The organism is Ferroacidibacillus organovorans, assembly GCF_001642725.1.
Taxonomy (GTDB): domain Bacteria; phylum Bacillota; class Bacilli; order Alicyclobacillales; family SLC66; genus Ferroacidibacillus; species Ferroacidibacillus organovorans.
Genome location: NZ_LSUQ01000015.1, coordinates 1 through 14,649, shown reverse-complemented (window position 1 = coordinate 14,649; position 14,649 = coordinate 1). Strand labels below are relative to the sequence as shown.

Annotated in this window: 11 protein-coding genes; all 11 read right to left on the bottom strand. The window is 55.8% G+C overall.

Features of this window, described 5'->3' with window-relative positions:
* Positions 1-9: 9 nt before the first annotated feature.
* Entirely contained in the window at positions 10-1,761 is a 1,752-nt protein-coding gene (gene pyk, locus AYW79_RS06850) for a pyruvate kinase (protein WP_067563665.1), read from the bottom strand.
* 20 nt (positions 1,762-1,781) lie between these two features.
* Positions 1,782-2,741, bottom strand: coding sequence for a 6-phosphofructokinase (gene pfkA, locus AYW79_RS06845; RefSeq protein WP_067563749.1), 960 nt, complete (start codon positions 2,739-2,741; stop codon positions 1,782-1,784).
* 207 nt (positions 2,742-2,948) lie between these two features.
* The gene (locus AYW79_RS06840) at positions 2,949-3,947 is read right to left on the bottom strand and encodes an acetyl-CoA carboxylase carboxyltransferase subunit alpha (RefSeq protein WP_067563661.1); all 999 of its coding nucleotides are present in this window, start codon (positions 3,945-3,947) and stop codon (positions 2,949-2,951) included.
* Positions 3,925-4,806 (bottom strand): acetyl-CoA carboxylase, carboxyltransferase subunit beta, encoded by an 882-nt coding sequence (gene accD, locus AYW79_RS06835; RefSeq protein ID WP_067563658.1) that lies wholly within the window; start codon positions 4,804-4,806, stop codon positions 3,925-3,927. The genes AYW79_RS06840 and accD overlap by 23 nt, the downstream gene beginning before the upstream one ends.
* Positions 4,807-4,866: 60 nt before the next feature.
* Positions 4,867-5,067, bottom strand: a complete 201-nt coding sequence (locus AYW79_RS06830) for a glutamate decarboxylase (RefSeq protein WP_067563654.1) — start codon at positions 5,065-5,067, stop codon at positions 4,867-4,869.
* A gap of 73 nt (positions 5,068-5,140) precedes the next feature.
* Positions 5,141-6,367, bottom strand: coding sequence for an NAD(P)-dependent malic enzyme (locus tag AYW79_RS06825; protein WP_067563651.1), 1,227 nt, complete (start codon positions 6,365-6,367; stop codon positions 5,141-5,143).
* A gap of 98 nt (positions 6,368-6,465) precedes the next feature.
* On the bottom strand, positions 6,466-9,972 hold the full coding sequence (dnaE, locus tag AYW79_RS06820; RefSeq protein WP_067563648.1) for a DNA polymerase III subunit alpha: 3,507 nt from the start codon (positions 9,970-9,972) through the stop codon (positions 6,466-6,468).
* An 87-nt stretch (positions 9,973-10,059) separates the two neighbouring features.
* Complete coding sequence (locus tag AYW79_RS06815) at positions 10,060-11,364, bottom strand: DRTGG domain-containing protein (RefSeq protein ID WP_067563645.1); 1,305 nt, start codon at positions 11,362-11,364, stop codon at positions 10,060-10,062.
* 143 nt (positions 11,365-11,507) lie between these two features.
* Positions 11,508-11,966, bottom strand: a complete 459-nt coding sequence (locus tag AYW79_RS06810) for an Lrp/AsnC family transcriptional regulator (protein ID WP_067563641.1) — start codon at positions 11,964-11,966, stop codon at positions 11,508-11,510.
* Positions 11,967-11,983: 17 nt separating this feature from the next.
* Positions 11,984-13,921, bottom strand: a complete 1,938-nt coding sequence (locus AYW79_RS06805; protein WP_082806607.1) for a bifunctional homocysteine S-methyltransferase/methylenetetrahydrofolate reductase — start codon at positions 13,919-13,921, stop codon at positions 11,984-11,986.
* A gap of 85 nt (positions 13,922-14,006) precedes the next feature.
* A partial coding sequence (locus AYW79_RS06800) for a sulfite exporter TauE/SafE family protein (RefSeq protein ID WP_067563638.1) occupies positions 14,007-14,649 on the bottom strand: 643 nt, incomplete at its 5' end.

Below are 14,649 nucleotides of genomic sequence, written 5' to 3'. Positions count from 1 at the left end.
TCAATCATCTTAAAGCACGTGCGTTTTTCCACGGTAGAGGAGTCCGCGAATGGCGTCGACCGTCACTGTCTCCCCATCTTTCACGAGACGCGTCGCGCCAGCGAGGCCGACAATGACAGGAATTCCAAGCGAGAGGCCTACGACTGCGGCATGCGACGTTACGCCGCCATCTTCGGTCACAAGCGCGCCCGCCTTCTGAAGCGCTGGCATGAAGTCGCGATCGGTCGCCACAGTCACCAGAATATCACCGTCCTCCACACGCGCCAAGGCGTCACTCACATTCGTTGCAACCACCGCGCGGCCGACAAGACTCCTCGTCCCAACGCCAACACCTTTGCCGATCGAATCCCCAATTGTGTGAATCTTCAACATATTGGTCGTCCCCGTCTCACCGACCGGTACGCCTGCCGTGATGACGACGAGATCGCCACTCTGAACATAGCCAGACGCAAGCGCTCCGTCGACTGCGACAGAAAGCATTTCATCGGTCGTATGCGTCTTTTTCACCAACACAGGATAGACGCCATAGCAAAGCGCCAAGCGACGCGCTACCGCCGCATACGGTGTCACCGCGACGATCGCGCAGCACGGACGATGTTTCGCGATCATCCGCGCAGTGAATCCTGACTCCGTCGAGGTTATCACCGCTTTGGCTTGCAACTCATCGGCAATTCGCTGCACCGCGGAGCTGATCGCATCCGTCTGCGTATTTTCAACGATGTCGCGATGGCGCCCCATCACGACGCGCTCAAGGATCGCCCGCTCAGCCCGCTCTGCGATTTCTGCCATCGTGCGCACCGACTCAATCGGATAGCGACCTGCCGCCGTCTCGCCGCTGAGCATAATCGCGTCAGACCCGTCAAAAATCGCGTTTGCGATATCAGTCGCCTCTGCGCGCGTCGGTCGCGGATTGCGCTGCATGGAGTCAAGCATCTGCGTCGCCGTAATGACGACCTTTCCCGCGCGATTGCAGAGTTCGATCAGTTGCTTTTGTACAATCGGAACCTCTTCTGTAGGAATCTCCACGCCGAGATCGCCGCGCGCCACCATGAGACCGTCGGACACCGCAAGGATCTCACTGATGCAATCGATGCCTTCCTGCGCCTCGATCTTCGAGATGATGTCCATCTTGACGTGATGATTTTCAAGCAATTCGCGAATTTCCAAGACATCCGATGCTTTGCGCACAAAGGATGCCGCGATGATATCGACGCCTTGCTCAATGCCAAACTTGATATCTTCGATGTCTTTTTCCGTCACGCCAGGCAAGCGCAGGCGCACACCTGGCGCATTGATGCCCTTGCGATTTTTTAACGTACCACCATTGGTAATGGTGCAGTGAATGTCATGTCCGACAACCTGCAAGACGCGAAGCCCGATCAGTCCGTCATCGATGCGAATTACCGAGCCTACCGTCACATCTTCTGGCAGACCTTCATAGCTAATCGAGACACGCTGCTTCGTCCCAAGTACAGCATCCGTGGTCAAGATGATGGTTTCTCCGTCAATGAGTTCGACTTCGTCTCCCTCAATGAGACCCGTACGAATTTTCGGACCTTTAATATCAAGCATGATCCCGATCGCTTTACCTTCAAGACGCGCTGCATCGCGCACCGTTTCAATGACGCGGCGATGATCGTCATGCGTTCCGTGCGAAAAATTTAAACGCGCAACGTCCATCCCCGCTCGAATCATTTCGCGAAGCGTCTCCAATTGATTGGATGCAGGCCCCATCGTACAAACAATTTTGCTTTTTCTCATCCGTTCACTTCCTCCTCAGATTAAATGGATAGAATGCCCGCGAGTTCATAGAGCGACATGTCAAACGACCGCGGCGTTCGCAGCGCCTCTTCAATATCGATCGGTACAAGTTGTTGGCCACGCACGCCGATCATGACGCTTGTCGTCCCCTGCAAAAGCAAATCAATTGCAAATGCGCCCATGCGCGATGCCAGTGCGCGATCAAACGCCGTTGGCGAGCCGCCGCGTTGGAGATGACCAAGGACGGTCACTCGTACCTCCCACCCTGTCGCTTCAGAGATCTGTTCGCCAATTTTCATGCCGTGTCCGACACCTTCTGCGACAAGGATGATGCTGTGCCGCTTGCCACGCTCAATGCCGTGCTGCAAACGCTGCAACACTTCTGGCAATTGAAAAGGCGCCTCTGGAATCAGTATCGACTCCGCGCCTCCGGCAAGCCCTGCAATCATTGCGATATCTCCCGCGTTTCGCCCCATCACTTCGACGACATACGTGCGTTCATGCGAAGTCGCCGTATCGCGAATTTTGTCTATCGCTTCAATGACCGTATTGACAGCCGTATCAAAGCCAATGGTATAGTCCGTGCATGGTATATCATTGTCGATTGTGCCAGGAATACCCACCGTGTTAATGCCAAGCGCTGAGAGGGCGCGCGCGCCGCGAAAGGATCCGTCGCCGCCAATGACGACGAGCGCGTCAATCCCCCACTCGCGCAGACGCGCAGCCCCTTGCGCCTGGCCTGTCGGCGTCTTGAACTCCTCACAGCGAGCCGTATAGAGTTTTGTGCCGCCGCGCTGAATAATATCCGCGACAGAACCGAGATCCATCACTTCCATTTCACCGCGCATCAGCCCCGCATAGCCGTGCTTGATACCGATCACCTCAAGCCCGTGGTACAGCCCTTTGCGCACAACCGCGCGAATCGCCGCATTCATCCCTGGCGAGTCGCCACCGCTCGTTAGAACGGCAATCTTTTCAATCTTATTTTGTCCAGCACTTCCCACGTAGCAAACCCCCATGCTCATTCCATGATCACTCAGAGTTTTCATATACCGGGATACACGAGTGCCTGATTGGTCAACCACCCACTAAGACGCATTTCGTCCACGCGGGACTAAATGCGTCCCACATAGTGTGAAGAAACTGGACGTCCGCCCAATCCTTATGAAAAGGATTCTACGCGAACGTCACGATTCCTGCATCGCAACAGAATGTTTAGGCAGTTCTTCCGTCATTTCGCGATAATTCCCGATCTTTCGATACTTGTCATAACGTCTTTCAAGGAGTGCATCCATCCCCAACGCATCCAATCGATCAAGCGCTTGTGCAAACGCATCGCTAAGCGCGCTCACCGCTTCCGCGCGGTCGCGTTGCACACCACCAAACGGTTCGGGCACGATCTGATCCACAATGCCAAACGCTTTTAGATCCTGCGCCGTAATGCACATCGTGTCCGCCGCGCGCTGTCCTTGCGTCGCATCCTTCCAGAGCAGCGCCGCCGCGCTCTCAGGCGAGATCACTGAGTAATACGCGTGCTCAAACATCAAAATTTCATCCGCGACACCGAGGCCGAGTGCTCCGCCACTTCCACCTTCACCCGTCACAACACAGACGACAGGAACGCGCAGACCCGCCATTTCAATCAGGTTGCGCGCAATCGCCTCGCCCTGTCCTCGCTCTTCCGCCCCGGCGCCCGGATAAGCGCCCGCCGTATCGATAAATGTAAAGACAGGTCGCTGGAACTTTTCCGCCTGTTTCATCAAGCGAAGCGCCTTGCGATAACCTTCCGGGTGAGCCATTCCAAAATTGCGGTGTATATTGTCTTTCGTGTCTTTGCCCTTTTGCGTTCCGATCAGTGTGACGGGACGTCCGCGAAACAACCCCACGCCGCCGACCATCGCTGGATCATCGCGAAAGTTTCGGTCGCCATGCAGTTCAATAAAGTCGCCACACATCGCGCGAATGTAATCGAGCGCAGTGGGGCGTTCCGGATGGCGCGCAATCTGCACTTTCTGCCACGGCTTTAGATCGCGGTAAATTGATTCCGCGAGCGTCTTCGCCTTTGCTTCTAGCGTCGCCACCTCTTCGCTCATATCGATCCCTTTTTCTTCCGTAAAGCGTTTCAGTTCATCGATCTTCACGCGAAGCTCAACAAGCGGCTTCTCAAAAGGCAGTTCTGTGGCCATTCGGTTCACCCCGTTTCGAATGCATCGCGAGGACGGTCGCCAGATAAGGTTTCATATCCTTGCGGTGCACAACTTCATCCAACATGCCATGTTCGAGTAAGAATTCTGCAGTCTGAAACTCTTCCGGGAGCTGTTGGCGAATGGTCGATTCAATAATCCGCCTGCCCGCAAACCCAATCATCGCGCCCGGCTCCGCGAGGTTCAAATCGCCCTGCATCGCAAAGCTCGCTGTCACGCCCCCCGTCGTCGGGTTTGTGCACACCGCAATGTACAGTCGCCCCGCATCCGCGTGACGCCGCAACGCGGCCGAAACCTTCGCCATCTGCATGAGCGAAAAAATCCCCTCCTGCATCCGCGCTCCACCCGAAACAGTGAAGATAACGACAGGCACCCCGTCATCCGTCGCTCGTTCGACCGTTCGGGCGAGTCGCTCCCCGACAACCGAGCCCATGCTTCCCATAATAAATCGGAAATCCATGACAGCGATGTAGAGCGGAAAACCAGCGATGGTCCCATAGCCTGACACAATCGCCTCATCAAGGCCTGACATTTCACGCGCCTTTTGGACTTTCTCAGGATAATCCGGAAAAGAGAGGGGATCTCCAGTGAGCAGATGCGCGTCAAACTCAACGAAGCTCCCTTCGTCAAGCGTCGCGTCAATGCGTTCAGGAGCCGTCATTGAAAAGTGATACCCACAGTGCGGACACGTCTTTACGTTTTTCTCCAATTCCCGCGAAAGAAGAATTTCACCACACCGTTTGCACTTATTCATGAGTCCCTCAGGAACTCGATCCTTAGCGCCCTGGTTTGGTGAAATGGTTGCAAACTTTCTTTTCTTAGGAAACAAATCCTTTAACAACAGGTCACCTCATCATCAACGCTTCATTCGGCTCAGACACATCATGGATTCATTACGACTCTATCCGAGCAAGGAAGAGTGCAAAATCTCCCGAAGCGTATCTCGCACGTCTTCCAGTTCCGTCTCCGGGACGAGGATCTCATACTGCTGGTGCATACCGTTTGCCGCTCGCAACTTCACTAGAAAACCATCCGTCGTCAAGCGGCTCTGAATCTGCTCCGCAAGGCGCAACGTATGGGCGATATAGATCACCGTCCACATTGCGCATCACCTCGCTACCCTATCTCATCGTCCATCTTAACACGGCAAAAAGAAGACGTGCAAGAAAGAAAGCCTAGCGAATGCTCGACAAAAGTCGCGTGCGCAAAGCGATCTCTGACGGTTCGACGCGAATTCGCGCAACACCTGTCGCAAGCGCCGCCTCGGCCACCGCCTGTGCCACTGCAGGCGCCACACGCGGATCAAACGGACGCGGGATCACATAATCGGCTGACAACTCATCAGCCGTCACCAGATTCGCAATCGCGTGCGCCGCCGCCACCTTCATAGCCTCGTTGATTTCCTTCGCACGCGTATCAAGCGCGCCGCGAAACATTCCCGGAAACGCCAATACATTGTTGACCTGATTCGGATAATCCGAGCGCCCCGTCCCAATCACCAACGCCCCAGCAGCGAGCGCATCCGCCGGTGTGATCTCCGGGTCAGGATTCGCCATCGCAAAGAGGATCGGATCGCGATTCATAGAGTGCACCATCTCTTTCGTGACTGCATTCGCCGCCGAGACACCAATAAAAAGATCGGCGCCTTCAAGGACGCGTGCCAAATCTCCCACGATCCGATCAGGATTGGTCACCGCTGCAATCTTATGCTTCAACGTGTTTAGATCACCGCGCCCCTCATAGATCGCGCCCTTCGTGTCGCACATGACGACATGCTTGGCGCCAGCCGACAACAGGAGATTGACCGTCGCGATCCCCGCAGCGCCAGCCCCGCTTACGACAATACGGACGTCCTCAAGCCGCTTTCCTGCCACAATCAAGGCGTTTAACACCGCCGCCATTGTGACAATCGCCGTTCCATGCTGATCATCGTGAAAAACCGGAATGTCAAGTTCCGCTTTTAAGCGTTCCTCGATCTCAAAACAGGCGGGCGCCGCAATATCTTCCAAATTGATCCCGCCAAAGGTTGGGGCAACCGCTTTCACAAATGCAACCACCTCATCGACCGTCTGTGCATCGATGCAAAGCGGCCAAGCGTCAACCCCTGCAAACGATTTGAACAATACCGCTTTCCCTTCCATGACGGGCATGGCCGCGGCTGGGCCGATGTCTCCTAAGCCAAGCACTGCGGTGCCATTGCTGACAACTGCGACAAGATTCGATTTCGAGGTGTACTCGTACACGCGTTCGGGTTCACGGTGGATCTCTTTGCAAGGCTCCGCCACACCAGGTGAATAAGCGAGACTCAAGTCTTCTTTCGTGACGACCTTTACTTTCGGGGAGAGCGCAATCTTCCCCACCGCATCCTTGTGTAACTTCAGTGCGTCATCCCGCAACGCCATACATCAATCCGCCCTCTCACAACGTCCACTCTCGCAAACGCTTACGCATAAATTGTGAAGTTATTATAGCACGCTTCTGAAAGATGTCATTTTTTTATCTATTCATCTGTTACGCGGATTGCGTTCTTCGACAAAAGCGTAAGCAATTCGCGCGCCAAGGCCTTTGAGAGATCGACGCGAACAGACTCCAGCAGCCGATTTTGACCGGATGAATAGCTGAGGATTACGGGGACATCCCCTGGATAACGCACCAGAATCTCGCGCAGTGCGCGCAAGCTTTCAACGGAGTGATCAAGCTCCTGATCGATGCGCAACCAAAGGCGTTTTGCTGAAGTCGCGCGCGCATCCACCACCTGCGTCAGCGCAACAGGAGGTGAACTCACCGACACCCCTACGCCTTCCGGGGGGGTGTACGAGAAGCGCATTGCGACAAGTCCTGAGGAGCGCGCATCGGTGCGCATCTGCAAAAAGCAGAGTCGACCGCTGGTCGGTTCCTCCCGGAGCGTCCGAAAGAGAGACGGAAACAAGACGACCTCCGCGCGATCCGATTCATCTTCCACTTGCAAAAAAGCCATCGGTTCTCCGCGTCGGGTCTTTGTCTGACGCACGTGTAGGAGACGCGCCACGACATCCGTCGGTTCCTTTTTTGCGCGCTCCTTTGCCCGCGCGAGATCTGGGAGTCGTGCAGTTTCGCGCAGCATGATCAGTTCTGAAAACGGATCGCGGCTAACGACAAATCCGATCAATTCCCGCTCCCACGCGTCACACTGCTCCGGAAGTTCAAGCGTGACCGGATCGTTCGCCACGACCTTTCCAACAGCAGCCTCAGCGGGGTTATCGCGTAGCGCCTCGCGCACGTCATCATCAAAAAGGGACAGCGCTGACTCCGAAGCGTTTTTTGTCAACCGTGTTTTCCCCCGCGAACTTGGCAACTCCCGCTCATCAAACCATTGTTTCACCGCGTAAAGCATCGCATTTCGCCCTCCGAGCGAATCGAGCGCACCCGCCTGCACCAGACTTTCGGTCACTCGCCGTGTCAGCACCCGGCTATCCGATCGCAAAAGCAAATCGCGCACCGATAAAAACGCCCCCGCTTCACGCAATTCAAGCAGGTGGCGTACAGCCGCATTCCCCACGTATTTGATCGCCTCAAGACTCAAGCGAATCGCGACCGCGCCAGACAATGTGCGCTCCGGTCGGCATTCCTCTCCACTCAAGTTGATGTCAGGCGGCAGAACCGCGATCCCCGCGCGCCGACAGGCACTCGCGTAGTGCGCCAACTTGTCAGGGCGGGCCATCTGCTCGTTCATCAGCGCCGACATGAATTCCGGGCGATAATTCGCCTTGAGCGCCGCGGTGCGCACCGCGAGCAGCGCATAGGCTGCCGCGTGCGAACGATTAAACCCATAGTCCGCAAAGCGCACGATCAGGTCATACACCCGCTCTGCGTGAAGCGCAATAACACCTCTGGACGCACATCCTTCTAAAAATCTTCCGCGCCACTCATCCAGAACGTCACGTTTCTTTTTTGATACCGCGCGGCGCAAAACGTCTGCCTCGCCCAGAGAGAATCCGGCAAGGCGCGACGCAATCTGCATGATCTGCTCTTGATAAACGAGAATGCCAAACGTCGAACGCAAGATCGGCTCAAGTTCCGGCACCTCGTAGCGCGGCGCGACGGTCCCGCTTCGCGCGCGTAAAAACGCAGGAATCTGCTCCATGGGTCCGGGCCGGTACAAGGAGATGACAGCGATCAAATCCTCTAGGTTGCGCGGTTTCATCTCGCGCAACACATGTTTAACGCCAGGTGATTCGAGTTGGAAACAACCGTCTGTATCCCCTTGTGAGAGCAATTCAATCGTCGCCTCGTTAAGTGTCAACGCCTCGACGTGCACGCTCTCCCCTCGCACATCGCGAATGTAGCGAATGGTGCGATCACACAGTGTAAGCGTTTTGAGTCCTAGAAAATCCATCTTTAAGAGTCCCAACGCCTCAACATCTTCCATGGCATACTGTGTGACCCGCACTTCATCCGCCCCAGCCATCAGTGGAACCAAATCGGTAAGCGGGCGCGGTGAAATGACGACACCTGCCGCATGGATCGATGTGTGGCGGGGAAGGCCCTCAATTCCGAGGGCAAACTGTACAACGCGCTGCATGGTCGGATCGCGCGCGACGCGCTGCGCGAGCGCTGCGTCTTCACGCAGTGCGCCCGCAAGCGTTGTCCCCGGTATCGACGGAAGCGCGTCGAGCAGCGGTTGCAGGGACCCAGCGGCTACGCCGAGCACGCGCGCAACGTCACGCACGGCGGCGCGCGAAGCAAACGTTCCAAGCGTCCCGATATGTGCGACGTGATCGAGCCCGTATGTCATCGCGACATACGAAACCACTTCGTGGCGGCGCTCCGTCTCAAAGTCGATGTCGATATCTGGCCAAGAAACGCGCTCCGGATTCAAAAAACGCTCGAACAACAAGTCGTGCACAATCGGGTCCACATCCGTAATCGACAACACGTATGAAACCAGACTGCCGGCCGCCGATCCACGCCCAGGGCCTGTCGTGATGCCTTGCCGTCGAGCAAAGCGCATAAAATCCCAGACGATGAGAAAATATCCGGAAAACCCCATCCGCTCAATCACCGCGAGCTCATAGCGGAGCCGTTCTGTGTAGACATCCGTTGGCTGGGTGACGCGGCGAGTCAAACGATCATATGCGAGTTTTTCGAGCGCTTGCGCCTCGGTCATCCGCTCGGGCAGGGCGTAGCGCGGCATGGCGAACGATTGCGACGGGATCATGGCTCGACAGCGATCCGCCACCTCGACAGTTGTCGCGAGCGCCGCCGGGCAATCCGCAAAAAGCGTCTCCATCTCTTCTTGCGAGCGAAAATGGAAGCTCGCGCCGCGCGGGCGCAGCGCCGCCGCCTCCGCGAGCGTGATGCCCTGTTCGACGCCTGCCAGCACATCAAGCAGACGGATGTCAGGCGGTGTCATGTGACGCACCGGGCTCGTCCCAACAATGGGTAATCCGATCTTTCGTGCAAGCGCCTGCAATCGCTCTCCGCGCTCCCGCTCGTCAGCCTGTCCACTTCTCGCCATCTCGATATAGACCGCATCGCGACCAAACGCCTCTATGAGCGCTGAGAGACTGCGCAGCGCGCGCTGCTCTTCATTTTGCGAAAGCGCCACTTCCACAGGCCCCTCGCGATCCCCCGTCAAGCAAAGCAGGCCGCGGGTATTTTCAAACAGCGTCTGCTCACTGATGCGCTTCAAATCGAGCGGATCAAGGGACACAGAAGATGCGAGCCGCATGAGTTGACGGTATCCCTCATCTGACTGCGCAAGCACGCTCACTTCACTAATTTGCAAAAGCGCACGCCTGCGGTCTCGCTCCTCAAGCGTCGGCGCGATACGCACCGTCATGCCAAGGAGCGGACGCACCTGCTGATCTTCAAGCGCACGCGCGACCGCGGGCAAGCCAAAAAGTTGAAAGCGATCAACGACTCCGAGCGCCTCCATCCCTTGACGAAACGCAAACGAGCCCAGCTCGCTGGCGCGCGCGGCGCTGTAGAGCAGGCTATATTCACTGTATGTTCGCAGATGAATCATCGGTCTTTCGTCTCCCTATCCTCTCAAACCACGCGCAGTCTACACCAGAGATCGGATCACTTCGATACGCGCCGCGAATCCTGTCGATTACCGCTCTAACATTTGAACGGTCAGCAGCGCTTTTCCCACCAATTCATTTTGACGGAAAAGCTCGACATCCACCTTTCCCATCTTGCGACCGACATCTACCACGCGCGCGCGCGCCTCGACACGTTGATCAATCTGAACGGGTTTCAGAAAATAAAGTGTGGCGTTTTCAATCAGCATGTTCGTGTCGCGATGTCTGCGCAAAACATTCATAGCCGCCTCACCTACGATTGTCATAAACGCACCCGGCGAGAGTCCCCCGTGCGTCGTCGACATTTGTGGTGTCACCTCGCCCGCGAGTGAGAGCGTCTGCTCCTCGTACGTCTCAGCAAAGCGACTGAGAACGACATCCTCAAGCGTCTCGCCCATCTGCGGCTGCTTTTGATTATATTGAAGCGCGCGAATGACATCTTGGCGACTGATCACGCCAACCAGGCGGCGAAACTCGATGACCGGGAGCAGTTCCAAGCCTTCCCACACCATGAGGTGAGCGGCCGATGCGACGGACGTCTTTGGCGTCACCGAGATCGGTTGGCGCGTCATCACCCGCGCAATCAGCGTCACAGGTTCTTGTCCGTACACATCCTTTGCCGCAATGACACCCGTAAGTTTGCCATCTTCGCGAAGAACGGGGAAGCGCGAGTGACCCGTCGTATCGACAAGCTCGCGATAGTTTTCCACCGTCTGCGTGTCATAAAGCACAGAAGGCACATGATTCCCAAGGATGTCTTCGACGAGCAGAATTTCCTTTTTAATAAGCCTGTCATAGATCGCCCGATTGATCATCGAGGCGACAGAAAAGGTGTCATATGTCGACGAAATGACCGGGAGTTCGAGCCGATCAGCGAGTTCAGCCACGCGGGTACTGACCGTAAATCCGCCCGTGACGAGAACCGCCGCCCCCATCTCCAGCGCTGCGACGTGAACCTCCTGACGATTGCCGACAATCATCAAAGAACCCGACTCCACATATTTCATCATCGCTTCGAGTTCCATCGCGCCAATGACAAATTTGTGAAGCGTTTTGTGAAGTCCACTACGTCCGCCTAACACCGATCCGTCGACGATGTTGACCACCTCTGCAAACGTGAGACGATCGATATCCCTGCGCTGCTTTCGCTCAATACGTACGGTACCCACTCGCTCAATCGTGGACACCAGGCCCTGCCCTTCCGCTTCCTTAATCGCGCGATAAGCTGTTCCTTCACTCACGCCTAACTGTTTCGCAATCTGTCGCACTGAAATTCTGTATCCGACCGGGAGCCCTTCAATATGTTGCAAAATCTGATCGTGCTTTGTTAACAACGGCTCTCCCCCTCTATAATGTCAGCGTCTATTATACAACAGAGCAAACATAAAAAAAGCCCACCTTTGCGCGGGCTTTCTTTTTTAGTAGAACAGCGGTTCCCATCCTATGAAACGTCAAGATCCAATTCTCCTGCGTGACATCACAGCCACGTATATGAATCCCGGACAATTTTTAGTTGAAGAGATAGTTCTGCCTTTTGTATACCTTCAATCGTTGACAGGTTTTGGTTCACAAACTCCAGCAATTGCTCATTTGACTCAGCGTATACTTCCACAATGATGTCGTAATTCCCTGTGGTGTATGCCATAAATCGGATCTCAGGAAACGCCGATAATTTTTCCGCCACACGCTCGCGCTCTGGCAGCGACGTCTGGAGGCCAATGATGGCGAGCGCCTTTTTTCCCACCTTGACCGGATCAACCGCCGCAACGATGCGCAGTACCCCATCGCTTATAAGCTTATTGATGCGCGCACGCACAGTGCCCTCTGAGATCTCTAGGCGGTGAGCAATCTCCGTATTGGAGATCCGTCCATCCTGCTGCAAAAACCGTATAATCGCCAAACTTATTTCATCGATCGCGCATTCCTCCAAACGCATGCATCGAAAAGCATCCCCTACGCGGGCGTCGCTCCCGCCTGATCCACCTCACGCGCCACGCGCGCGACATGTTTTACAAGATCGACCGTCATTTCATAGCGCATCATTGGCGTGATGAGGTAGATTCCGCGAAACCGCTTCATGGCGGCATCGACCAACTCGCGCGCAATCTCGACGCCCACACTTCGCGCGTGTGCGCCAGTTCCTGCCTCCGCCATCCGTTTTCGCACATTGTCTGTCAGTGTAATGCCAGGCACCTCATTGTGCAAAAACTCCGCGTTACGCGCGCTTAAAAGGGGCATGACGCCGACAAAGATAGGCACATTCAGATGCGCCGTCAGATCTGCGAGCACGTCAAAGAATTCCGGATCATAAATCGGCTGGGTCATGATAAAATCTGCGCCCGCCTCAATCTTTCGCTCAAGGCGGCGAATCGCCTTGTCGAGATGGCGGACATGTGGATTGAACGCCGCGCCAACCGTAAACCGCGCGCATTCATCAAGCGCCCGCCCTGTAAACGAACGACCCTCATTAAGTTGCTTGATCATCTTGATCAAATCAAAAGAGGACACGTCAAACACGGACGTAGCGCCAGGGAAATCACCGAAGCGCGAGGGATCGCCCGTGATTGCCAACACCTGGCGAATTCCCAGCGCGTGGAGTCCCATGAGATGGGATTGCTGGCCGATCAGGTTGCGATCGCGACAGGACATGTGAAGGAGCGGCTCAATGTCCATTTGCCTCATCATCGCGCCAAGCGCCATGTTGCTCATCCTCGTCACCGCGAGTGAGTTATCTGCGAGCGTCACCGCGTCGGCACCCGCATCGCTCAACGCGCGCGCGCCTTCTAAAAAAACGTTTGGCGAGAGATCCTTCGGCGGATCAAGTTCGACGATCACCGTGTAATCGTGCCGCGCCTTCTCGTGTACCAGCACTTGCGCATCGTCCCGGCGCTCGTCAATCCGCTCCGTCACGCGCGAACGGGGCGCGTCCCCTACCCCGACGCTCACCGTCTGCCCACCTACTTTGACAGGCATTGGCGCCTTACCGGCTACAGTGCGCGCCATCGCGCGAATGTGCTCTGGCGTCGTTCCACAACATCCGCCAAGGATACGCACACCCATCGTGTGAAAAGCCTGTGCGATTTCGCCAAAGTAGGCAGGCTCTGACGGGTAGTGATACGCGCCATCTGTGACGCTGAGCAACCCGGCATTGGGAAACACGGAGATGCGATCGGTCTCTCGCAAACGGGCCTTTTCTAACACGCGCAGCATATCCGAAGGTCCGAAGCGACAGTTCAGGCCGACGACCGACGCGCCGTGTTCATAGAGCCTTGCAAACGCATCAGAGAGCGCGACGCCGTCGCGCGTTACTCCAAGATCAATCAGTGACAGTTGCGCAATCGTCGGAAGTGCGGTCAAGGAGCGTGCGACGTAAAGAGCAATCTCCAATTCATCCAAATCATAAAACGTTTCAAAAAGCAGCGCGTCAGGTCCCTCTGTGAGCAGTGCATCAATCTGTTCGCGGTAAATCGCTTCGAGTTCTGCACGCGCAGGCCCCGCTGGACGCACGCCGCGGACCGAGCCGACTGTGCCTGCCACATACGCGTGCTCTCCTGCAACGTTGCGCGCAAGGCGCACAGCCGCGCGATTGATCTCGACCACTTTTCCTTCAAGCCCATAGCGAGCCAAGCCATACGCATTGGCGCCAAACGTGTTGGTCTCAAGCAGCTGAGCGCCCGCTTCTAGGTAGGAGCGATGGACGGACGTCACTGCGTTTGGTCGCTCGATACAGAGCGCCTCATAGCAAGTTCCGACGGGAGTCCCCATTTGGTAGAGTTGCGTCGCCATCGCGCCATCAGCAATCAAAACCTCGCGCTCAATGCGCGCCATAAGGGGTTCGTGTCTCCCTGCGTTTGCTGATCCGATCTCTTGAGGATGTTTTTTCTCTTCCATGACTCTCTCACTTCCTGCAAATTTCGTATCGCTTCGATCACGTCACTCGCAATTTTTCTTAGCTTATACGGGGAACGTCAAATCGTCAATGAAAGACAGTGATCGCCATTTTGATCGCGAGCACGAGCGAAACGACGACAAACAGTGGGCGGATAAACGGAACGCCACGCTTGACAGCCATCTTTGATCCGATGCGCGCGCCAATCATCATCGCGATGCCCATTGGCAGCCCTTCCAAAAGCGCGACTTCACCGTGCAAAGCAAAATAAACCAGAGCGGCGATGTTGCTCGCGAAATTGAGGACTCTGCCATTGCCTGCCGCCAAGACAAAATCAAATCGGTATGCGCTGAGAAAAAGAAAGAGTAGAAAGGAGCCCGTACCAGGGCCGATGAACCCGTCATAAAAACCGAGTGCGAATGCCGCGATGGATGAGCTGATCCGGATACCGGTCGTCACACCTGCAAACGCATTGGTTTTTCCGAGGGAACGCCTGACCAGCGTAAGAATGGCAATGATGACGATGGCGAAAAAAATGGTCAACTGTAGATAGCGTTGGTTGACGTGCAGGACTGTAGTCGCTCCGAGCCACGCGCCGACGAGTGTGAAGGGAATCATGCCGCGAATCAGTGACCAATGAATTCGTCCCGAGCGCATGTACGTGAGCGTGCTGATCGATGACGCGAACGTGCCCGCGAGCTTGTTCGTGCCGAGTGCCGCATAGGGAGAC